The organism is Flavobacterium undicola, from assembly GCF_009909155.2.
Lineage (GTDB): Bacteria > Bacteroidota > Bacteroidia > Flavobacteriales > Flavobacteriaceae > Flavobacterium > Flavobacterium undicola.
Genome location: NZ_JAAAPM020000002.1, coordinates 87297 through 111355, shown reverse-complemented (window position 1 = coordinate 111355; position 24059 = coordinate 87297). Strand labels below are relative to the sequence as shown.

General features: G+C 34.9%; 17 protein-coding genes and 3 tRNA genes. 8 read left to right on the top strand and 12 right to left on the bottom strand.

The window, feature by feature from the left end:
• Positions 1 to 58 precede the first annotated feature (58 nt).
• Together GTZ96_RS01795 and GTZ96_RS01790 are read left to right on the top strand one after the other, a co-directional pair.
• Positions 59 to 265 (top strand): hypothetical protein, encoded by a 207-nt coding sequence (locus tag GTZ96_RS01795; RefSeq protein WP_161640874.1) that lies wholly within the window; start codon positions 59 to 61, stop codon positions 263 to 265.
• Positions 266 to 538 carry a type II toxin-antitoxin system YafQ family toxin gene (locus GTZ96_RS01790; protein ID WP_161640873.1) on the top strand — a complete coding sequence of 91 codons (273 nt, stop codon included), beginning with the start codon at positions 266 to 268 and terminating at the stop codon, positions 536 to 538.
• 205 nt (positions 539 to 743) lie between these two features.
• Here GTZ96_RS01790 and hmpA read toward each other — a convergent pair whose 3' ends face one another.
• From hmpA to GTZ96_RS01755, 7 genes are all read right to left on the bottom strand, one after another.
• Complete coding sequence (gene hmpA, locus GTZ96_RS01785) at positions 744 to 1943, bottom strand: NO-inducible flavohemoprotein (protein WP_161640872.1); 1200 nt, start codon at positions 1941 to 1943, stop codon at positions 744 to 746.
• Between the two features lie 100 nt (positions 1944 to 2043).
• Positions 2044 to 2388 (bottom strand): hypothetical protein, encoded by a 345-nt coding sequence (locus tag GTZ96_RS01780; protein ID WP_161640871.1) that lies wholly within the window; start codon positions 2386 to 2388, stop codon positions 2044 to 2046.
• Positions 2389 to 2403: 15 nt separating this feature from the next.
• The gene (locus GTZ96_RS01775; protein ID WP_161640870.1) at positions 2404 to 2991 is read right to left on the bottom strand and encodes a 5'-methylthioadenosine/S-adenosylhomocysteine nucleosidase family protein; all 588 of its coding nucleotides are present in this window, start codon (positions 2989 to 2991) and stop codon (positions 2404 to 2406) included.
• Between the two features lie 402 nt (positions 2992 to 3393).
• Positions 3394 to 5676, bottom strand: coding sequence for an NADP-dependent malic enzyme (locus GTZ96_RS01770; RefSeq protein WP_161640869.1), 2283 nt, complete (start codon positions 5674 to 5676; stop codon positions 3394 to 3396).
• 359 nt (positions 5677 to 6035) lie between these two features.
• Positions 6036 to 6112, bottom strand: a tRNA-Arg gene (locus tag GTZ96_RS01765).
• A 30-nt stretch (positions 6113 to 6142) separates the two neighbouring features.
• Positions 6143 to 6217: transfer RNA gene (locus tag GTZ96_RS01760), tRNA-Pro, on the bottom strand.
• Between the two features lie 16 nt (positions 6218 to 6233).
• Positions 6234 to 6317: transfer RNA gene (locus tag GTZ96_RS01755), tRNA-Ser, on the bottom strand.
• Between the two features lie 246 nt (positions 6318 to 6563).
• Here GTZ96_RS01755 and GTZ96_RS01750 point away from each other — a divergent pair.
• Together GTZ96_RS01750 and GTZ96_RS01745 are read left to right on the top strand one after the other, a co-directional pair.
• Positions 6564 to 7742, top strand: coding sequence for an acetyl-CoA C-acyltransferase (locus GTZ96_RS01750; RefSeq protein ID WP_161640868.1), 1179 nt, complete (start codon positions 6564 to 6566; stop codon positions 7740 to 7742).
• A 13-nt stretch (positions 7743 to 7755) separates the two neighbouring features.
• Positions 7756 to 8517: a C40 family peptidase gene (locus GTZ96_RS01745; protein ID WP_161640867.1), complete on the top strand. Its 762-nt coding sequence runs from the start codon at positions 7756 to 7758 to the stop codon at positions 8515 to 8517.
• A 61-nt stretch (positions 8518 to 8578) separates the two neighbouring features.
• On the opposite strand, the gene GTZ96_RS01740 is transcribed toward GTZ96_RS01745, so the two are convergent.
• Together GTZ96_RS01740 and gyrA are read right to left on the bottom strand one after the other, a co-directional pair.
• Positions 8579 to 9853: a tetratricopeptide repeat protein gene (locus GTZ96_RS01740; protein WP_161640866.1), complete on the bottom strand. Its 1275-nt coding sequence runs from the start codon at positions 9851 to 9853 to the stop codon at positions 8579 to 8581.
• 41 nt (positions 9854 to 9894) lie between these two features.
• Positions 9895 to 12540, bottom strand: coding sequence for a DNA gyrase subunit A (gene gyrA, locus GTZ96_RS01735; protein WP_161640865.1), 2646 nt, complete (start codon positions 12538 to 12540; stop codon positions 9895 to 9897).
• A 256-nt stretch (positions 12541 to 12796) separates the two neighbouring features.
• Here gyrA and GTZ96_RS01730 point away from each other — a divergent pair, with 256 nt between their 5' ends.
• Together GTZ96_RS01730 and rimK are read left to right on the top strand one after the other, a co-directional pair.
• Positions 12797 to 15346, top strand: a complete 2550-nt coding sequence (locus GTZ96_RS01730; RefSeq protein WP_161640864.1) for an ATP-dependent Clp protease ATP-binding subunit — start codon at positions 12797 to 12799, stop codon at positions 15344 to 15346.
• A 149-nt stretch (positions 15347 to 15495) separates the two neighbouring features.
• Positions 15496 to 16872, top strand: coding sequence for a 30S ribosomal protein S6--L-glutamate ligase (gene rimK, locus GTZ96_RS01725; RefSeq protein WP_207720131.1), 1377 nt, complete (start codon positions 15496 to 15498; stop codon positions 16870 to 16872).
• On the opposite strand, the gene GTZ96_RS01720 is transcribed toward rimK, so the two are convergent.
• The 3 genes from GTZ96_RS01720 to GTZ96_RS01710 form a co-directional block, all read right to left on the bottom strand.
• Complete coding sequence (locus GTZ96_RS01720; RefSeq protein ID WP_161640977.1) at positions 16869 to 17717, bottom strand: EamA family transporter; 849 nt, start codon at positions 17715 to 17717, stop codon at positions 16869 to 16871. The two genes, rimK and GTZ96_RS01720, sit on opposite strands and share 4 nt — an antisense overlap.
• 75 nt (positions 17718 to 17792) lie before the next feature.
• Complete coding sequence (locus GTZ96_RS01715; RefSeq protein WP_161640863.1) at positions 17793 to 19124, bottom strand: inorganic phosphate transporter; 1332 nt, start codon at positions 19122 to 19124, stop codon at positions 17793 to 17795.
• Between the two features lie 29 nt (positions 19125 to 19153).
• On the bottom strand, positions 19154 to 19798 hold the full coding sequence (locus GTZ96_RS01710) for a DUF47 domain-containing protein (RefSeq protein WP_161640862.1): 645 nt from the start codon (positions 19796 to 19798) through the stop codon (positions 19154 to 19156).
• Positions 19799 to 20483: 685 nt separating this feature from the next.
• Between GTZ96_RS01710 and thrA the strand changes: the two genes are divergently transcribed.
• Together thrA and GTZ96_RS01700 are read left to right on the top strand one after the other, a co-directional pair.
• The gene (gene thrA / locus GTZ96_RS01705; protein WP_161640861.1) at positions 20484 to 22931 is read left to right on the top strand and encodes a bifunctional aspartate kinase/homoserine dehydrogenase I; all 2448 of its coding nucleotides are present in this window, start codon (positions 20484 to 20486) and stop codon (positions 22929 to 22931) included.
• 158 nt (positions 22932 to 23089) lie between these two features.
• Entirely contained in the window at positions 23090 to 24010 is a 921-nt protein-coding gene (locus GTZ96_RS01700) for a homoserine kinase (RefSeq protein ID WP_161640860.1), read from the top strand.
• The last annotated feature ends 49 nt before the right edge of the window (positions 24011 to 24059 follow it).

The following is a 24059-nucleotide window of genomic DNA, read 5'->3' as shown; positions in this document are numbered from 1 at the left end:
TTGTTAAGATTTTTAATTTGGAATATTTTATATCTTTGTAGTATTAAAAATTTATCTTATGGCCACAATAACATTATCTTATGATGCTCGTAACGTTATCGCAAAAAAAACTATTGCATATATACTCTCGTTGGGCGTTTTTAAAAATGCCGAAAAACCACGTTACAACGCTAAAACCGAGAAAGCAATACAAGATGCAAAAAACGGAATTGGAGTAATTAAAGTAAAAAACGTTGAAGATTTATTTGAAAAACTAAATTCTTAAATGTATAAAATTTCATTTTCAAATAAATTTAAAAAAGATTATAAACTTTGCAAAAAAAGAGGTTACGACATGTCTAAACTAGAAGCTGTAATTTCTATTTTAGAAAAAAAAGGAACTCTACCTCAAAAATACAAACCACATAAATTATCGGGTAATTATGATAATTGCTGGGAATGCCATATTAAAGGCGACTGGCTTTTAGTTTGGTTACAAAACGATAATGAACTTACTCTTTTATTTATCAATACAGGAACCCACAGCGACTTATTTTAGTCGCTTTTTTTTATACCAATTCTCTACTAAGTTTCCAGACTTCGTTACACACGCTAAATAAACAATATAAATTCAATCCTTATAGCCAAGATTTCTTCACTTGCCCTACTTTACGCAATATCAAACACAAAAGCATTTTAACCCTTTCAGAATTCAAAACTTTGAAAGGGTTAATTTTTACTCATTTAAAACTACCACCTAAACTTTAATTTAAAGAAACAGACTGAGGACCAAATTCTTCATAGAAAATATTTGATTTATCAACATTAAAACCAACTAATGATTCGTAGTGAGCTTTGATAAAAGGCGCTGGACCGCATAAATAATAGCGGGCATTTTCTAATAAAATAGCTTCTTTGCATTTTTTCAAATCGACTCTTCCTTCGATAACACCTGATTCCACATTTTGTTCTATGTCTTCATTAAACAAAAAGGTTTCTAACCAGTCTGATTCTTCTTCCATCGTATCAATTACTTCTTTGAAAGCATGAACTGATGAGTTGCGGCAACCATGAATCCAAACCGTTTTATTTTTATTTGCTTTTTGATTGGTTTCTAACATACTCAACAATGGAGTCACTCCCACTCCACCACTTATTAAAACTATGGGTGCATCAATACTTTGTAATGAAAAATTCCCCGCAGGAGCCGATACATTTACTGTGTCGTCTTCTTTCATTTGGTGTAAAGTATTCGAAACCATACCTTCTGGCTGAGTTTCCAAAGCAGTTTCTTTTTTGACAGATATCCTATAATAATTTGGATGAAATGCACTAGAAAGACTGTACTGCCTTGGTTGTAACAATCCCAATTGTTCAACAAAAACCTGCACACTTAAATATTGCCCTGCAATATAAGTTGCAATTTCTTTTCCATCCGTTGGATACAAATAAAATGATTTGATTTCATCTGATTCGCTAACGATTTCTTTGATGGTAAAATTTCTCCAACCGTTCCAGGCTCCTGTTTTTTCTGTATTTTTAAGATAGAATTCGGCTTCAATACCGATCATTATTTCTGCCAATTCATTATACGCAACAGTCCAGGCATCTACTAATTCCGGTGTGGCTACATCTCCTAAAACTTCTTGTATCGAAGCTATTAAATGCCCTCCTACAATGGCATAATCTTCGGCTTGAATATTTAAACTTACGTGTTTGTTTCCAATTCCTTTCAGAACATTAATCAATACCGAAGGATTATCAATGTGCTCTGCATAAGCCAAAATAGCTCCTGCAAGGGCATGCTTTTGTTTGCCATTAGCCTGATTTCCCATATTAAAAACAGATTTTAACTCGGGATTGTATTCAAACATTCTTTTATAAAAATAGTCAGTTAAGACTTCGCCTGATGATTGTAAAATGGGGATTGTAGCTTTGATTAATGCTTTCTGATTATTATTCATAATATTGTTTTTTAATTTACCACAAAGCTAAGTTTGAGTGCTAATTCTATTTTATGATTTGAATCATAAAGCCATAAAAAACAATAGTTATTTAAGCATTTTAAACGCTTTCCCAATTTAATTCGGAAACAACAATAAATTCCATTTCTTGAATAGGATGTTCTTGACGGAATTTCTTTCCAATGCTACTATATTGCCAGAAAGAAGAAGCGCTAATGGGATAAGGAATTTTCAAAAGCGAAATTTCTATTTTTTCATTTTCTTCCCAAAGCAATTGATAAATACCATAGACATAATTGACCACATCATAAGTGCTGAACTGGAGCTTAAAATCGGCTCTTAGATCTTCGTCATTGGCAAAACAAACGGAACCAACCTCAAATTCATCTTCGACAAATGGAGTTTCAATTATTTTTTCTATTGTTTTTAAAACTTCCACCTTCATTACTTATTAAATAAACTAGTTCTTAATTTGAAGAATTTCACCAAAAGCAACAGAGGCTTTGTGAACTAAAACTGTCCAGTCATCGGCTGCGTTATCATCGGCACCATCTGAAATGTATTTAAGACATAAAAACGGAATCTTTTCTTTCATAGCAATAGTTGCCAGAGCATAAGCTTCCATATCAACAACATCGTATTTAGTTTCGGTATGTCCCATTTCAAAACTATCTCCCGTACCACAAATTCCTTCAGGAAGACTTTCCATTGGCAAACCATATTGCAATAACGATGGCACGTCCGAAAAAGGTGTTTGATAAAGTTCGAAGCCCAAACCTCTTACATCCATATCGCGTTGTACAAACTGCGTACAACAAACAACATCTCCTTTACTGAATTGACTGCTTCCGGCAGAACCTAAATTTACAATTAAATCAGGCTTTTTTTGATGAATAGCCTTAGTCAATTCATAAGTAGCATTCACCTTCCCTATTCCGGTGAACAACTTGTTTTGAGCATGAAAAACTTCGCCTGCTTCCATTTCTAATGCAAATACAAAAAGGACATTATCTAGTGAATATTTATGGATTTGATTTATTGCTATCATCGGTATGGGTTGATTTATTGTATGCTAAAGGACTTTAAACTAAAATCCATCAAATTTTCGTCGGCAAAATTACAAATTATACCAATTGTATTTATTTTTTAATCCATGACGTTCTGGTATAATGCCGATATAGTATGAAAATAGTCCTCTTTTTTTGGAGGGATATATTGAATACATAATCGGTATTATAAAATCAGTCTAAAAATTAAGCTACAAATAAAAAGCGAACCCAATTTCTTTACAAAATTGGGCTCGCCTTTTTGAAATTTATGACAATTCCGTTTTAAGAACTAAAGCGATTATTCTTCAACGATTATTTTGAATTATTACTAGTATAAACAAAGGTATCAAAATCGGCAGCTGTTTTAGATTTTACACCATTGCCTCTGGCAAAAGTCTATATTAAGCTTTTCTTTTTTTTTCACGCTCCTGAGCATCAATTACAGCTACGGCAGTCATGTTTACAATTTCATTCACACTTGCACCCAGTTGAAGAATATGAACCGGCTCAGCCAGTCCCATCATGATAGGCCCAATTGATTCAGACTTATTCAATTCCTTCAACAATTTATAAGTGATATTAGCTGATTCTAAATTTGGAAAAACAAGTGTATTTACTTTTTTACCTGCCAATTTTGAAAAAGGAAAAGTCTTTTGCAATAATTCGGTATTTAAAGCAAAATCAGTTTGAATGTCTCCATCCACTACTAATTCCGGATTGTTTTCATGCAAAATGCTAACTGCTTTTCTAACTTTAGCAGCATTAGGATGTGTTGATGAACCAAAATTAGAATACGAAAGCATTGCAATAACAGAATCAAACCCAAAAGTGGTCGCAACATTTGCCGTCATTTGGGCAATATCTGCTAATTCTTCTGCTGTTGGGTCAATATTAATAGCAGTATCAGCTAAAAACATCGGGCCTCTTTCTGTGGTCAAAATATTAACCGTAGCCACTTTTTTCACATTAGCAGCTCTTCCAATCACTTCAAAAATAGGTTTCACCACCGTTGGATACGCTCTGGTATAACCCGAAATCATTCCGTCAGCGTCACCTTCCAGAACCATCATCGCTCCAAAATAATTACGCTCTCTCATTTTTGACTGAGAACTGTATAAGGTGGCTCCGCTTCTTTTTCTGTTGTTCCAATATTTCTCAGCATATTGTGTCCTTTTTTCCTTAGATTCAGCATCTTTAGAATCAATAATTACCACATCTGCATTAAAATCTAACTCTTTTTTAAGTTCTAAAATAGTTTCTTTATTACCTGATAAAATCGGTATAGCAATACCTTCTTCAAAAACAATTTGGGCAGCTTTTAGAACATCTAGTTGATCTGCTTCGGCAAATACAATCTTCTTAGGATTTGTTTTTGCTCTATTGTGAAGCATACGAACTACTTTATTATCATTACCTGAACGCAATAACAATTCTTCTTTATAATTATCCCAATCTTCAATTGCAATTCGGGCTACACCTGAATCCATTGCCGCTTTAGCAACAGCCGGAGGAACTGAATAAATCAATCTTGGATCAAAAGGTTTAGGGATAATGTAATCTCTACCAAAAGCCAGACGCGTTTCGCCATAGGCAATATTTACCTGCTCAGGAACAGATTCTTTTGCTAATTCGGCTAAAGCTTTAACGGCAGCCATTTTCATAGCTTCGTTAATTTTTGTAGCTCTAACATCCAGTGCACCTCTAAAAATATAGGGGAATCCCAAAACGTTATTCACCTGATTAGGATGATCTGAACGTCCTGTTGCCATGATAATATCTTTTCTGGTTTGCACCGCTAATTCATAACCAATTTCAGGATCTGGATTTGCCATTGCAAAAACAATTGGATCTTTTGCCATTGTGAGTAACATCTCAGCATTAACAACATCGGCAATAGATAATCCAATGAAAACATCGGCATCGACCATCGCTTCTTCCAGAGTATCAATCTTTCTATCTGAAGCAAATTCTAATTTCTCACCAGATAAATTTTCTCTGTCACTTCTAATTACGCCTTTACTGTCTAACATCACAATGTTTTCAGCACGGGCACCAAAAGCTTTATATAATTTAGTACAAGAAACAGCCGCAGCTCCCGCTCCACTTACTACAATACGTACTTCTTCTATTTTTTTATTGGTAATTTCCAATGCATTCAATAAGGCTGCCGCCGAAATAATTGCCGTTCCATGCTGATCATCATGCATCACCGGAATATCCAATTCTTCTTTTAATCTTCTTTCGATTTCAAATGCTTCTGGCGCTTTAATGTCTTCCAGATTGATTCCTCCAAAAGTAGGCGCCATTATTTTTACCGTTTCAATGAATTTATCCACATCTTTAGTGTCTAATTCAATGTCAATACTGTCAATATCAGCAAAAATTTTAAACAATAACGACTTTCCTTCCATTACCGGTTTAGAAGCTTCCGGACCAATATCTCCCAATCCTAAAACCGCAGTTCCGTTTGAAATTACCGCTACCAGATTTCCTTTGGCAGTATATTTATAGACATTATTGACATCTTTGGCAATTTCTAAACAAGGTTCAGCTACTCCCGGAGAATAGGCCAATCCTAAATCACGTTGTGTGGCATAAGGTTTTGTAGGTACTATTTTGATTTTTCCAGGTTGTGGTTCTGAATGGTATAATAAGGCGTCTCTTCTTAATTTTTCTTTACTCATAAATTCAATTATAAAATTTAATAAATCTTAATTCTAATTTGTCTTTTGATTGTGTAATAATTATTAACCCATATAAAAATAACTATTTAAAAAATGCCTCTCAACTTTTAAAAAATAGTTTCTTTAATTTATAACAATACCAGTTCTAATGTTGGCCCTGAATTGACTAAACGTTTTCCTTCTTCGGTATCCGTGTAGCATTAAAATCTTCATTACCAACCAATTTAACATAGATCTTCATGTGTGAAAAATATGTAAAAATGTACTAAAAAGAGGTGTTTTGTTGTGCTAAATGTAAGGAATTAAAAAACACGAAAAGGTACAAAACGCAAAAAACCCACTGAATACAGTGGGTTTCGTGGTGAACGCAGAAGGATTCGAACCTTCGACCGCCTGCTTAGAAGGCAGGTGCTCTATCCAACTGAGCTATGCGTCCATTTTTTTTTAACTTAATGGTAAAGTTTTGTCGGGGTGGCAGGATTCGAACCTGCGGCCTCCTGCTCCCAAAGCAGGCGCGATAACCGGGCTACGCTACACCCCGAAGCAAAAATATTAAGCGGAGAGACAGGGACTCGAACCCTGGCGACCGTTACCAGTCGACAGTTTAGCAAACTGCTCCATTACCGCTCTGGCACCTCTCCAAGCTCAAAGAACGTGTCTTGTTTTGCGGTTGCAAATGTAACACATCATCCCATTACTCACAACTATTTTCGGCATTATTTTTATTATTTTTTTTACTTTATTTTAAATCCACTCACAATCAAACACATAGATTCAAACAAAAATAAAACTATTTTTATAAAAATAGAATCAACTAATGAAAATCTAAATTTTATACAAAAAAGAGTAAATTTGCTACAAGTATACATTCAAACATTATTTAAGTCATGAGCAAAAGAGTTGTTATCGTTTCTGCTGTTAGAACACCTATCGGAAGTTTTATGGGAGCATTATCAGATATTCCAGCCCCTAAACTTGGCGCTATAGCAATAAAAGGAGCTTTAGATAAAATTAATCTAGATCCTACTCTGGTTGACGAAGTACTCATGGGTAATGTTATCCAAGCCGGTGTTGGACAAGCACCCGCTCGTCAAGCTGCTATTTATGCTGGATTAAACACTACAGTTCCTTGTACTACTATAAATAAAGTTTGTGCATCAGGAATGAAATCAGTAATGATGGCCGCTCAAGCTATTCAAGCAGGCGATGCCGAAATTATCGTGGCTGGCGGCATGGAAAACATGAGCTTAATTCCCCATTATACCCATTTAAGAAACGGAACTAAATTTGGCCCTACCACTCTTATTGACGGAATGCAAAAAGACGGACTAATGGATGCTTACGACAACCAAGCTATGGGAGTATATGCTGACCTCTGTGCTACCGAATACAAGATAAGTAGAGAAGAACAAGATAATTATGCTATCGAATCTTACAGACGTTCTGCTGAAGCTTGGGAATTGGGTAAATTTAATAATGAAGTTGTTCCTGTTGAAGTACCACAAAGACGTGGTGGACCAATTGTTATTGCAAAAGATGAAGAATTTACCAATATCAAATTAGACAAAATCTCCACTTTAAATCCTGTTTTTTCAAAAGACGGCACTGTAACCGCAGCGAATGCTTCTACTATAAATGATGGAGCTGCTGCTTTAGTATTAATGAGCGAAGAAAAAGCCGCCCAATTAAAACTCAAACCATTGGCTTACATTAAAGGTTATGCCGATGCTGCACAAGAACCAAAATGGTTCACTACAAGCCCTGCTAAGGCCTTACCTAAAGCCTTAGAGAAAGCAGGTATCACAATCAACGATGTCGATTTTTTCGAATTCAATGAAGCTTTTTCAGTTGTTGGCTTAGCCAATATTAAAATCCTTGGTTTAGACAGTAATAAAGTTAACATTAATGGCGGAGCTGTTGCCTTAGGTCATCCGCTAGGCTGTTCTGGCGCTCGAATTATTGTAAGCTTACTAAATGTTTTAGAACAGAATAATGCAAAAATAGGAGCTGCTGCAATATGCAACGGAGGTGGCGGCGCTTCAGCAATTGTTATTGAAAGAATCTAAAAAAATATAATTAATGTTTGGAATATGTAATCTAGCTATTATCCCACTTCGGTTTGAACCTAGTGACAAAAGTGAAATTGTTTCTCAAGTCTTATTTGGCGAACATTTTAAAATATTAGAAAAACACAAACAATGGTCTCGTATTAAATTACAATATGACGACTATGAAGGTTGGGTAGATTCTAAACAATATCAAGAAATTTCCGAATCAAATTACGAGCAATTATCAAAAGAAACCCTGATATTAAATTCCGATTTAATCGAATACATTACAGGAACTTCTAATACATTAATTCCTATTCCTCTAGGGGCTTCTTTGTCATTCTTGAACAATAACGAAATCAACACTCAGAATTATGAGTTTGAAGGCACAAAAGTAAATGGGATTAAAGACAAAAAAAATATCATCAATACCTCTTACCTATACTTAAACGCTCCTTATTTATGGGGTGGAAAAACACCTTTTGGAATTGATTGTTCCGGTTTTACACAAATGGTCTACAAACTTAACGGTTACAAACTTTTAAGAGACGCTTCGCAACAAGCAACACAAGGAGAAGCTTTAAGTTTTATTGAAGAAAGTGAACCCGGTGATTTAGCTTTTTTTGATAACGAAGAAGGTAACATCATCCATGTGGGCATTATCATGGAAAACAACTACATCATTCATGCCAGTGGCAAAGTTAGAATTGACAGGATTGATCATTTAGGTATTTTCAATGCCGAGACCAATAAACACACACACAAACTTAGAGTCATAAAAAAAATTATCTAAAAAAAAATCCTCTTTAAAATTATTTTAAAGAGGATTTTTTTTAGCACTTTTTTATTAAAGCTTATTTTTTCATTTTAGCTTTTAAAGCATTTTTCTCTTCAGTCATTTCTAATGCTCCATAAACTCCTGAAAGTGTTTTTGCAACATCCATATTCTCAGGATCTAACTCATAGGCTTTTTTCAAGTAAGGCAAAGTACTTTTAAACAATTCCTCTCTTTTCTTTTTCAAGACATCATAGCGTTTCATATCTTTATCAGAAGTACCCAATTTGTTCATTTCCTCAATCAGCACTTTCTCGTTTTGTAATTTTAAAACCGCTAAATTGATATAAGCATTTGTATAATCAGGTTTGATTTCAACCGCTCTCTTATAATATTTCTCAGCCTCTGCATTATCATTTGCATTAGCTGAAATAACACCTAAATTATAAACTAATCCGGCATCATTAGGATTTTTCGCTAACACTTCAGTAATAATCTGTTTGTATCTATCAAAATCTTTAGTTTGCAAATACAAGTTAGCCTCAGTTAACATCAATGAAGAATCATCTGGATTTGCAGTTCTAGCATCAGCAACTGCTTTTTTAGCTTCAGCAATTTGTCCTTTATCCACTAAAATTAAAGCCATGTTTTTGTAAATCTCTCCTCTTTTAGAAGGCACCTCTTCAGTTCTTGGTTTTTCATGAGTTCCTAATTTTACCGCCCTATCTCTTTCAGCAACAGAAGCAAATCCAACCTCTTGACCATTTACCTTACTTGTAGCTAAATATTCAGTTGCTTTTCCTGAATAATTCAAACGCTTCAACTCACTATACAACTCCATCGCCTTATCATAATCTTTAGCACTTACATAAGTTGAAGCTGCGTAATACAAGTTAATAGTGTCTTTTTTATCCAATTGATAAGCTTCGTATAACTTTTTAGCTCCATCTAAATTATTATTAGCTTTAGTAGCCTCAACACCACTATTGATTAATAAATTTTTAATCATGGTAATAGAAGTTGCCGCTTGCGCAGAATACTTTAATTTCCCCGATGTTTTTTCAGTAGCAATCAATTCTTTATACGCCTCTGCAGCCAAAGCCATATTAGCATCCTTATCAATTTTTTTATCAACTAAATCCATATGAGCATTTCCTTTTAAAAAGAAATACTGTGCTTTTTCTTCAGCCGAAGCATTAGCCATTACTGACTCTGCTCCTTTTAAAATTGTCAACACTTCGGCCATATCGCCCTTTTTCACTGCTTTTTCAGCAGCTTTCAATTCATTTTTCTGAGCAAAAGTAGCTACCGACAGCAATAAAGCTGATGCCAACATTACATATTTACCTTTCATAAAAACATTTTTTAATATTTATAGTTTATTTTGATTGTAGTTTATTCTTCGTCATCCTCAGAATCATCTTCATCTGTTAATTCTTCTTCATCAGAATCATCGTCATCATCGTCATCTTCTAACACCCCATCATCTTCAAGAACTTCTAAATCCGGTTTTACTCTTTCGATGGCTACAGTTTCAATAACATTACCTTCTTCATCAACGATAACTTCAGCAACATCATCTTTCATTACTTTTGTAACGGCAGCGATAGAATCTTTCCCTTTTAGATTAATCAATCGAACCCCTTGCGTAGCACGTCCCATAACACGTAAATCTTCAATAGCCATTCTGATAGTCAATCCTGATTTATTGATAATCATTAAATCATCAGCATCAGTAACAGCACTTATCGAAATTAGATTTCCTGTTTTTTCTGTGATATTAAGCGTTTTAACCCCTTTTCCACCACGATTCGTAATTCTGTAAACATCTTCACCATCTTCGTCAACTAATTTGGTACGTTTTCCGTATCCATTTTCAGTTACCACTAAAATTTGCGAATCGTTAATATCATTTTTATCTACAGTAACCATACCAATTACTTCATCGGTATCATCTTTTAATGTAATTCCACGTACTCCGGAAGCTGTTCTTCCCATTGGACGCGTCTTAGTTTCTTCAAAACGTACTAACTTACCAGACTTAACAGCCAGGATAATTTGGCTTTCACCATTAGTCAACTCAGCGCCTAATAACTCATCTCCTTCTTTAATAGTAATTGCAGCAACACCATTTACACGAGGTTTAGAATATTTCTCTAAAGACGTTTTCTTAACCTGTCCCTGCTTAGTTACCATAACCAGGTTATGCGTTTTGATGTAATCCTGATCTTTTAAATCCTGAGTACAAATAAATGCTTTTACCTTATCATCACTTTCGATATTGATCAAATTCTGAATCGCTCTACCTTTAGCAGTTTTACTTCCTTCCGGTATTTCATAAACACGCATCCAGAAACATTTTCCTTTTTGCGTAAAGAACATCATATATTGGTGATTTGTTGCCACAAACATGTGCTCTAAGAAATCCTGATCTCTTGTTCCTGCACTTTTTTGACCAACTCCACCTCTATTTTGAGTTTTGTATTCAGTAAGGTTCGTACGTTTGATATAACCCGCATGCGAAATAGTAATAACCACATTCTCATCAGCAATTAAATCTTCGATACTTACATCTCCACCAGAATATTCAATTTGAGAACGACGCTCATCTCCGTATTTCTCACGAATTTCTTCTAATTCTTCTTTAATTAAATTCGTTCTCAGGTTTACATCTGCCAATAAAGCTTTCAAATGCTCGATTAACTTCATCAATTCGTCATATTCCGCTCTTAACTTGTCTTGTTCCAAACCTGTTAACTGACGTAAACGCATCTCAACAATAGCACGAGCCTGAATATCAGACAATTTGAATCTTTCGATTAATTTCTCACGAGCTTCCTCCGTATTTTTAGAACCTCTAATCAACGTAATCACTTCATCAATATTATCCGAAGCAATAATTAAACCTTCTAAAATATGAGCTCTTTCTTCTGCTTTACGCAATTCAAACTGTGTTCTTCTAACCACTACATCATGACGGTGCTCAATAAAATAATGAATCATATCTTTCAGATTCAACATTTGTGGGCGGCCTTTTACTAATGCAATATTGTTTACACTAAAAGAAGATTGTAATGATGTGAATTTATATAAGGTATTCAAAACTACGTTTGGAGTAGCATCACGTTTCAGGATATAAACGATACGCATACCATTTCTATCCGATTCATCTCGAATATTAGCAATTCCTTCAATTTTCTTTTCGTTAACCAAATCAGCTGTACGTTTAATCATGTCAGCTTTATTGACTTGATAAGGTATCTCAGTAACAATAATAGATTCTCTTCCATCCACTTCTTCAAAACCAACTTTAGCACGCATTACAATACGTCCTCTACCCGTTTTAAATGCTTCACGAACTCCTTCATAACCATATATTATCCCTCCAGTTGGAAAATCCGGAGCTTTAATATGCGTCATTAATTCGTCTATTTCAATATCATTATTATCAAGATAAGCCAATGTACCATTAATAACTTCCGTTAAATTATGTGGTGGCATATTAGTAGCCATACCTACTGCAATACCAGTAGCTCCATTAATTAATAAGGTAGGAACTCTTGTAGGCATTACTTTTGGCTCATACAATGTATCATCAAAGTTCAATTGAAAATCAACTGTTTCTTTTTCGATATCAGCCATTATTTCTTCTGAAATCTTACGCATTCTAGCCTCAGTATAACGCATTGCTGCAGGACTATCACCATCTACAGAACCAAAGTTACCTTGACCGTCAACTAATAAATAACGCATACTCCACTCTTGTGCCATACGCACCATAGCGTCGTAAACCGAAGTATCTCCATGTGGATGGTACTTTCCTAAAACTTCCCCGACAATTCTTGCGGATTTTTTATGAGCAGATCTTGAAGTTACTCCCAAATCATACATTCCATAAAGTACTCTTCGATGTACTGGTTTCAAACCATCTCTAACATCTGGAAGTGCTCTTGATACAATTACCGACATTGAATAATCAATGTAAGCTGATTTCATTTCATCTTCTATGTTAATAGGAATTAACTTTTCTCCTTCAGACATAAGTTGTTATATTAAATAATTATATTCATTTCAAAACGTGCCAATATACGGATTTCTGAAATTTTTAAAAGCTTTTCAATACACTAATTTCAATGATTTATTAACAACTTAACATTGGCTTTTGTTTAATAAATTAAAAACAAATTCAAGCTTTTCTGCCTTTTTTTTTGTCTATTAGCTGACATAAGTACTTAGGTACGGTTTTTGTTTTTCAATTAGTAATTCACTAAATTTACACATACTAGAAATAAATATTATGGATGATAATTTTTCACCAAGAGTAAAAGACGTTATTACCTACAGTAAAGAAGAGGCTTTACGACTGGGTCATGACTTCATTGGGACAGAACACTTGATGCTTGGTATCCTTAGAGATGGTAATGGTAAAGCAATACAGATATTAAACAGTTTATCTATTGATTTAGATCATTTACGCAGAAAGGTAGAAATCCTAAGCCCTGCTATCCCAGGAATAGATAGTAATTTAGAAAAGAAAAACCTGCATTTGACTCGTCAGGCGGAGCGTGCATTAAAAACAACTTTTCTAGAAGCCAAAGTTTTTCAGAGTCCCTCAGTTAGTACGGCTCATTTGTTACTATGCATATTAAGAAACGAAAACGATCCTACAACCAAGCTACTAAATAAACTAAAAATAGATTATGACGTAGCTAAAGAACAATATTTAAATATGACACCAAGCGAAGAAGAATTCTTAGAAAATTTACCAAGAGCCACAGACTCTTACAATGACGATTTAGGACAAGATGACAGTTTAAAAGAAGGCAATTTCAATAATCCAGCCAACAAGTCTAACAAGAAATCTAAAACGCCTGTTTTAGACAACTTTGGTAGAGATTTAACTGATATGGCCGAAGAAGGAAAACTGGATCCTGTTGTAGGACGCGAGAAAGAAATTGAACGTGTTTGCCAAATCCTAAGCCGTCGTAAAAAAAACAACCCTTTATTGATTGGTGAACCGGGAGTTGGAAAATCAGCTATTGCCGAAGGCTTAGCTTTACGTATTATCCAAAAGAAAGTTTCCCGAATTTTATTCAATAAACGAGTTGTTACTTTAGATTTAGCAAGCTTAGTTGCTGGTACCAAATACCGCGGTCAGTTTGAAGAACGCATGAAAGCTGTAATGAACGAATTAGAAAAAAATGACGACATTATTCTTTTCATTGACGAAATTCACACTATCGTAGGAGCTGGTGGTGCTACAGGTTCGCTAGACGCATCTAACATGTTCAAGCCTGCTTTAGCCAGAGGTGAAATACAATGTATTGGTGCTACAACTCTTGATGAGTATAGACAATACATTGAAAAAGATGGTGCTTTAGAAAGACGTTTTCAAAAAATTATTGTAGAACCTACCTCGGTAGAAGAAACAATTACCATTTTGAACAATGTTAAAAACAAATACGAAGATCATCATAATGTTACCTACACACCGGAAGCAATTGAAGCCTGTGTAAAATTAACAAACCGATATATGTCGGAACGTTTTTTACCAGACAAAGCTATCGATGCATTAGATGAGGCAGGTTCACGTGTTCACATTACCAACATTGAAGTTCCTAAAAAAATCCTTGACCTGGAACGTCAATTAGAAGAAATTAGAGAATTAAAAAATGCGGTAGTTAAAAAACAAAAATACGAAGAAGCTGCTAAACTTCGCGATGATGAAAAACGCATTGAAAAAGATTTAGCAATTGCTCAGGAACAATGGGAAGAAGATGCTAAAAGCAACCGAATCCAAGTAACTGAGGACAACGTAGCTGATGTGGTTTCTATGATGACAGGAATCCCTGTAAATCGTATTGCGCAAACAGAAAGCAACAAACTAGCTAAACTACCACAACTTATCGAAAGTAAAGTTATTGGTCAAAGTGAAGCTGTAATTAAAATTGCCCGTTCTATTCAAAGAAATCGCGCTGGATTGAAAGATCCTAACCGTCCTATTGGTTCGTTTATTTTCTTAGGACAAACAGGAGTTGGGAAAACGCAATTAGCTAAAGTTTTAGCTAAAGAATTATTCGATTCTGAAGATGCCTTGGTACGAATTGACATGAGTGAATACATGGAGAAATTTGCCATCTCTCGTTTAATTGGTGCGCCTCCGGGATACGTAGGTTATGAAGAAGGTGGACAATTAACTGAAAAAGTAAGAAGAAAACCGTATTGCGTTGTTCTTTTAGACGAAATCGAAAAAGCACATCCGGATGTTTTCAACATGTTGTTACAAGTTTTAGACGACGGATACTTAACAGATAGTTTAGGTCGAAAAATTGATTTCAAAAACACTATTATTATCATGACTTCAAATGTTGGAGCAAGACAATTAAAAGATTTTGGTCAAGGAGTAGGTTTTGGAACTGCTGCCAAAGTAGCTCAGGCAGATGATAATTCGAAAAGTATTATTGAAAATGCTTTAAAGAAAACATTTGCACCTGAATTCTTAAATAGAATTGACGATGTAATTGTATTTAATGCTTTAGAAAAACATGATATTGATTTGATTATCGAAATCGAATTGAAAAAATTATATGCTCGAATAGCTGAATTAGGATACACTTTAAATCTTTCAGACAAAGCCAAAGCATTTATCGCTGAAAAAGGTTTCGACAAACAATTTGGCGCAAGACCTTTAAAAAGAGCGATTCAAAAATATGTTGAAGACACACTTGCCGAAGAAATTATTACTTCAAAAATTACTGCTGGCGACGAAATCTTCATGGACATAGAAGACGGCTCTCAAGAATTAAATGTGAAAATTCACAAAACCGGAGAGGCTACTAATTTATAATCCCAAGCCCTTCACAATACAACATAAACCCGTTACGTTTTCATAACTTAACGGGTTTATTCTTTTAACACAATTGGCGTTTATTTTCAGAACAAATAACTACATTTGGCGTTTTAACAAAACAGTCTAAATTTCAATAAAAAATCACAATGAATAAAGTTGTCGTAGGTAGCGAAGAGTGGTGTTCTTTCCCGGAATTAGGAATTCCAACAATAAAAGCCAGAGTAGATTCGGGAGCAAAAACCTCTGCCCTACACGCTATTAACATTGCGCCCTTTATCAAAAACGAATCGAATTGGGTTAAATTTGATATTAATCCTATCCAAAACAACTCTAAGACAATTATTCATTGCGAAGCTCCTTTAGTAGACAAAAGAATCGTAAAAAGCTCTAGCGGATTCAGAGAACAACGCTATGTTATTCAAACCAATCTGAAAATTGGCGACACAATATGGCCTATAGAAATGACTTTGACCAATAGAGACACTATGGGTTTCCGTATGCTTTTAGGTCGTGAAGCTATGAGCGGAAGAATTCTTGTTGATCCGGAGCAACGATTTTTATTGGGACAACCCACTTCAGACAGCTTAAAAGAAATTTATAAAAATTCAGAAAAAGCACCTAGTGGATTACGCATTGGTTTACTAGCCAGTAATCCTGAATTGTACAGCAACAAAAGAATCATGGAAGCAGGCGAAATGCGCGGTCATGAAATGCACTTTTTAAACATCAAAGAATGCTACATCAAACTGGATGCTAAAACCCCTGAGATCCATTATCGTGGAGGAAAAATATTAAATCAATTTGACGCCATTATCCCTAGAATTCGACCAAGTATCACCTTTTACGGCTGTGCTTTAACACGACAATTTGAAGCTCTGAAGGTGTTTTGCTTAAATTCTGCTACAGCTATAACACAATCACGAGATAAATTATATTCACTACAATTACTTCTGAATAGCGGAATTGATATTCCGACAACTGGTTTTGCTAATTCCCCTTTAGACACTGACGATTTAATAAAAATGGTTGGAGGTTCGCCTTTAATCATCAAATTACTTGAAGGAACTCAAGGAAAAGGAGTAGTATTAGCCGAAACTAAAAAAGCGGCTGAAAGTGTTATTAACGCTTTCAAAAGTTTAAATGCTAATATACTTGTACAAGAATTCATCAAAGAAGCCAATGGAAAAGACTTACGTCTGTTTGTGGTAGATGGAAAAGTAGTAGCTACTATCCAGCGTGAAGCTATGCCTGGAGAATTTAGAGCTAATATTCATCTTGGCGGAACAGCATCAGTTATAAAAGCAACTGCAGACGAAAAAAGAATCGCTATTAAGGCCGCTAAAGCCATGGATTTAAAAGTAGCTGGTGTAGACATTATTCGCTCTTCAAAAGGCCCTCTATTACTCGAAGTTAACTCTTCTCCTGGTCTTGAAGGAATCGAAACAGCAACTAACAAAGATATCGCAGGCGAAATGATCAAGGCTATCGAAAAAAATTTCAAAATAGAAACAACAAAACTCTAAGCTGAAACCACTATAAACACTATTGAAAACAGGGCTAAAACAAGCCCTAAATAGTTTAGTTTTGATAATTTTTCTTTAAAAACAACTATACCTACTATACTTCCCAGCAAGATAACTCCTATATTCATTCCCGCAAATACAGTGGATGGATTTGTCGAGAAAGCTTGATGTGCTTTCAAATAAAACAAAATATTTCCGAAGTTAAAACAGCCCACCAGGAAACCAAAAAGTAAATTATTAAGTTCGAAAGGTTTCTTTTTCACTATCATTTCGTACAACACCGCACAAATCATACAAAAGAAAGCAATACTAAAAATCAAAAATAAAGAAGTCGTATAAGGAATTGCAGTAAAAGCAGCTACTTTTTTGAACAAAATATCAATAATACCAAAACCCAAAAACACTAAAACAGGATATTTCAAATCCTTTTTTGTGTTATCAGCTGTTTTATTCAAAACACAAAACAAAGCCAGAAAACCAATTGTAATTCCGATTAATTTAGCAATCGAAAACACCTCTTTAAAAAGCAACCAAGCTGCCACAATAGACACAAACAACGATAATCGTTGAGCTGCATCGGTTTTTACAATTCCGATATTTTTGATAGAAGCAATTAAAAACAGAAAAACAACCGGCAACAAAATCCCTAAACTTATAAAGAGCAGAAATGGAGCTTCTGCAGTGATTGTTTGCACATCTGGAGAGAAAGTAAAATAACATAGTAGTAAAGCAAAAAAGTAATTAAACAAAACGATTTGCTTTGCATTGGTAGACCATTTACGAGCTATTTTAAAAATCACTCCTACCGAAACACTACATATAATACTCAATAACAAATACAACATAAAACTAACTTTAAAGGCACAAAACACAAAAGCCATCCGACGCGTCGGATGGCTTTTGTGTTTTATAAAATATTTTTACAAGAAAAGACTTAATGCATAGTAACAAATGGCTGCTAAAAGTGCCGAAATTGGTATGGTTAAAACCCAAGCCCAAATCAAACTAACCGTCACTCCCCATCGTACTGCAGAAACTCTTTTTGTTAATCCAACTCCAATAATAGAACCGGTAATTGTATGAGTTGTAGATACTGGAATTTTTAAATGTTCCGTAAAATACAAGGTCAAAGCCCCAGCTGTTTCAGCTGCAACTCCTTCAAAAGAAGTTACTTTGGTAATTTTAGACCCCATTGTTTTTACAATTTTCCAACCACCACTTAAAGTACCCGCTGCAATAGCAGTATAACAAGCAAGCGGAATCCATCCTGGCATTACTCCTTTTACCCCTAAATCCTCATTAGGCAAAACAACATCTAACCAAGAATCCATGTGAACACCCGGATTTGTATTGATATATACTGCTACAGCCGCAGCAATAATACCCATAACCTTTTGTGAATCATTTCCACCGTGTCCTAAACTAAAAGCCGCAGATGATAACAATTGCATTTTCTTTAATGCCCCCTCAGCCTGATGAAGATTCAAACTACTGAATATCAAACAAAACAAACTAACGGTCAATATAATAAAGGCAACTAAAAACCATTTAATGTTGTGTGAATCAAAAATTACACTCCAAAAATGAGATTCAAAACGAGGTTTTTCAATAGCATCAAATGAAACCATCTGAGCACTAACAAACCAAATAGTTGCAATCATTAAAGCTACTGTAAATATTTTAGGACCAATAACTTTGCGTGAAGCATTTAACAACCAAATCGATATTAAATAAGAAGCAAACACTCCTAACAAAGGTGCCAAAACAATAAAAGCAATAATGATAATAACCCCTGAAGGCATCCCACCGTCTTTTCCTGCCTTGTACCAACTTACAATTTCGTACCAGTAATGTGTAGCGCCATCTTCGCCTATATAAGCTGAAAAACCATGTACTGCTATAGCATGAGCAACTGCTGCTCCTGCAAAACCTCCAATTAAAGTATGGGAAGAACTCGAAGGAATTCCTAACCACCAGGTCAATAAATTCCAACAAATGGCAGCAATAACACCAGCCAGAATCACAACCAGATTAATCTCCATGGTGTGAGCTGTTTTTGCTACTGTATCAGCTACTCCAAAACCAAAAACCCAATAGGCTAAAAAATTAAAAAAAGCAGCCCAAACAACTGCCTGAAAAGGAGTCAATACTTTTGTAGCAACTACTGTTGCAATAGCATTAGCAGCATCATGAAAACCATTTATGTAATCAAAAATAAGTGCTAAAACTATAATTGTGATAAGTAAAGTCATACGTTAATTACTTCAAAAAATAAATTAAATTAAGAATGTTTAACCGAAATAGATTCTAAAACGCTCGCTACACTCTTACATTTGTCTGTAGCCGATTCCAGAATAGATAATACTTCTTTGTATTTAATGATGTTCTTAGCGTCTGTTTCGTTTTCGAAAATTTCAAAAACCGCTTTGTTATAAACATTATCAGATTTGTTTTCTAACTTAGAAATTTTAGCACAAGCCGCTTTAATTTTATGTGCATTTTTAAAATCTCTCAATTCTTTTACCGCAACATCGATATTTTGACAAGCTTCAAGATTAATTTCTGTCAATTTTCGAATTGATTTAGTAATCTTATCCACCTGGTACAAACGCATAATACTTGAAGCACCGTGCAAACGATCGGCAACATTATCAATAGAAGTAACCAAAGAGTGGATGTCTTCTCTATCAAACGGAGTAATAAAGTTTCTACTCAATTCTAAGTTCGTCTGACGTGTAATGTCTTCTCCCCTTTGCTCTAATTCATCAATTTTATGAAAAAGAACTTCTCTCTCTTTCAAAGGTAGGTTTACAGCTTCGTGTAAATTAGAAGCCAACTCAATCAAATTACTAGAAGCTTCTTCAAAAAGTGGAAAGAATTTTTTATCCTTTGGTACTAAAAATTGGAAAATACTGTTTATTGACATTTTTTACTTTATTTTTTAGATAGCAAAAATACTTTTTTTTATTTCATGTTAAAGTTATTTTAAAAATTAATACTCCTAAATCGTGAAACTTTATTGTCTCGTCAGTTCGAATCTACCGATTTTGATTAAGTAATATCAATAACTTTTTTTTCAAAAAAGCTTCTCGATACAATTTTAAATGATAATGCGAACAGCTTTTTCTGAAAATTTGTATCGAGAACCGTTTTTAAGAATTTCATTAACAGCTTAACTTAACAGCATCAAACCAAGCCATGGACTTCTTTTCAAACTTCAAGCAATTAAATCCAAAGTTCTAAAACACATTCTACATCAATTATTTTCACAAAAAACAGGCTATTTCAGAAAATTTAAAGCCGAATAGCTATAATTAAAGACTGTAAAAACATATATTTGCTCTTTTTTTAAAATTATTCACAAAAACCCAATAAAGGTTTTTGCTTTTTATAAAAAACTGTATTTTTGGGAACTATTATGACAAACAGCAGAACTACATATCACTCTTCGATAAAAACTCAAATTTGGGTTTCAATTTCTGTTACAACTACTACTACCCCTTAGGGGTATTCATCATTACATATAATCCTGATTGATACATACTTTTTTTATTAGAAGAAAGGTGTTGGGTGTATATAAAGTATTGCATTTTTAAAATAAAACAAACAAAATGAAAGTATTAAAATTTGGCGGAACTTCGGTAGCCAATGCAAAAAATATAAAACTAGTTTTAGATATCGTTCTCAACAAAGCTAAAAAAGACAAACTAATTGTTATTGTTTCTGCCCTTAGCAAAGTAACCGATTTATTGCAATTAGCAGCTTCAAAAGCAGCTTCTAATGATGAAAGTTACAAAGACATCGTTGCCGAAATTGAGAAAAAACACTTAGACGCTTTAAAAGAATTAATTCCTGTAAGCGAACAAAGCAGCTTATTAAGCCACATTAAAAGAATCATCAATCATCTTGAAACTATTTTAGATGGCTGTTTCCTTCTTGGCGAATTATCTGCGAGAACATCTGATACTATTTTAAGTTTTGGCGAATTACTTTCATCTTACATCATTGCCGAATCTTTAAAGCAAAATTTAAAAAACAGCAGCTACAAAGACAGCCGTGAGTTGATTAAAACCAACAACAATTACGGAAAAGCTGCCGTAAACTTCGAAGTAACTAACTTGCTGACTACTGCATTTTTTAGTGCGAATGACTCTCAGGTAGTGGTTATGCCTGGTTTTATAGCTTCTTCTTTAGACGAAATCAATACTACTCTAGGTCGCGGCGGATCAGATTACACTGCAGCTATTATTGCCGGAGCATTAAACGCCAGCGAATTGGAAATTTGGACTGACGTAAACGGAATGTTTACTGCTAATCCTAAAATTGTAAAACAAGCCCAACCTATTGCAACTATCTCGTATCAGGAAGCAATGGAGTTGTCACATTTTGGTGCCAAAGTTTTATATCCACCAACAATTCAACCGGTTTTAAGAAAGAATATTCCAATTCATATCAAAAACACTTTCGAACCGGAAGCTGAAGGAACTTACATTTCTGATGTTTCTACTTCGAATGGAAATCCGGTAAGAGGAATTAGTCATATTGACAACATTACTTTGATTACACTGGAAGGTCCTGGAATGATCGGAGTTTCCGGTTCTTCAAAAAGACTTTTCGAAGTGTTGTCGAATGAAAGTATCAATGTAATTTTCATCACTCAGGCTTCTTCTGAGCACTCAATTTGTATTGGAATCTTGAATTCTGATGCCGAAGTTGCCGAAAATGCTATCAACAAAGCATTTGAAATCGAAATTGCTCAAAACAAAATCGATCCATGCATTGTGGAGAAAAACTTATGCATCATTGCATTAGTGGGCGAAAACATGAAAAACCACCAGGGACTAAGCGGAAGAATGTTTAGTACTTTGGGTAAAAATAACGTAAACATCAGAGCGATTGCTCAAGGTGCTTCAGAGAGAAATATCTCGGCAGTAATTAACGAAAGAGACGTTAAGAAAGCCTTGAATACTTTGCACGAAAACTTCTTTGAGGAAAACACCAAACAGCTGAATTTATTCGTGATGGGTGTTGGAAATGTAGGTGAGAAATTCATTGAGCAAATCCACCAACAAAAGAAATTCCTAAAAGAAAATCTAAAAATAAACGTACGCGTTACGGCTTTGTCAAATTCAAGAAAAATGTATTTTGACGAAGACGGAATCGATTTAGACTCTTGGCAAGCGGCTCTTGAAAACGGAGAAGCGGCTAACAGAGAATTGTTTATTGAAAAAGTTACAACATTAAACTTACGTAACTCTATTTTTGTAGATATCACGGCTAATGCCGATGTGGCTGCTACTTACGAACACTTCTTAAAACAAAGTGTGGGTGTGGTAACTTGTAACAAAATTGCCTGTGCTTCGGCTTATGACAATTACAAAAACCTGAAAAAATTATCAAGACAATACAACGCACCTTTCTTGTTTGAAACCAATGTTGGTGCGGGATTACCAATTATTGACACAGTTAAAAACCTAATCGCATCTGGTGATAAAGTGCATAAAATCCAGGCGGTTTTATCAGGAAGTTTGAACTTTATCTTTAACAATTTCGACAAAAATAATTCATTCCACGATGTGGTTAAAGAAGCAGGAGTTCAAGGATTTACTGAGCCTGATCCAAAAATTGACTTAAGCGGAATTGACGTTGCCAGAAAAATCCTGATTCTAATTCGCGAAAGCGGTTACAAAATGGAAATTGAAGATATTGAAAACCAGGCTTTCTTACCAAAAGAATGTATGGATACAGCTAATAACGAGGAGTTTTTCAAATCGTTAATTACGTACAACAGCCATTTCGAAGGTATTTTGGCGGAAGCCATACAAAAAGACAGTAGATTGAAATTTGTGGCTCAATTTGAAAATGGAAAAGCGAGCGTAGGTTTGCAATTCATTCCAAAAGACCACCCTTTCTACAACTTAGAAGGAAAAGACAATATTGTTTTATTCTTCACTGACCGTTATGTAGACCAACCTTTATTGATAAAAGGTGCTGGCGCCGGAGCAGCGGTTACGGCTTCGGGAATTTTTGCCGATGTAATTAGAATTGGAAATGTTTAGAATAAGTCACTAAGATACTAAGTTGCTAAGGCTCTAAGAATAAAATCTTAGCGACTCAGGAACTTAAAAGCTTTTAAAAACAAGTTGCTAAGCAACTAAGGTACTAAGTCTTTAAACTTAGAATCTCAGAAACTTAGTCCCTCAGAAACTCATAAAAAATGAATGAAGTAAAAGTATTTTGCCCTGCAACTATTGCCAACCTTTCCTGTGGATTTGACGTTCTGGGATTGTGTTTAGACAATGTAGGAGACGAAATGATTGTTCGAAAAACGGCTGAAAAAGGCATTCGCATCACCAAAATTGAGGGTGCTAATTTACCATTGGAAACCGAAAAAAACGTTGCGGGAGTCGCTTTATTAGCCATGCTGGAAGAAGTAGATGCCGATTTTGGTTTCGAAATCGAAATTTACAAACACATCAAAGCCGGAAGCGGTATTGGTAGTTCGGCTGCCAGTTCGGCGGGAGCAGTTTTTGCTGCCAATGAATTATTAGGCAATCCATTTACCAGAAAAGAGTTAGTGAAATTTGCAATGCAAGGCGAAAAATTAGCTTCCGGAAATGCACATGCTGACAACGTTGCCCCTGCCCTTTTAGGTGGATTTACGTTGGTTAGAAGTTCAAATCCTTTGGATATCATCAAAATTGATAGTCCTGACGAATTGTTTGCAACCGTAATTCACCCACAAATTGAACTAAAAACATCTGATGCACGTTCGGTATTAAAACAAACAGTTTCTCTAAAAAGCGCGATTACGCAATGGGGAAATGTAGGTGGATTAATCGCTGGATTGTACACTCAGGACTACGATTTAATCGGACGTTCGTTGCATGACGAAATAGTAGAACCGTTGCGAAGCGTATTGATTCCCGGTTTTGATTTAATCAAACAATCGGCTTTAGAAAATGGAGCTTTAGGTTCAGGAATTTCAGGTTCCGGTCCTTCTATTTTTGCATTAAGCAGAGGAAAAGCAACCGCAGATAAAATTGCCCAAGGCATGAGTGCCGTTTACGATACGATGAATTTACCTTATGAAATTCATGTGTGTAAAGTGAATGATACGGGAATGAGAGTTATTTAAAAATCCTCCCCACCCCTCCAAAGGAGGGGCTTCTTAACGATGCAAAATT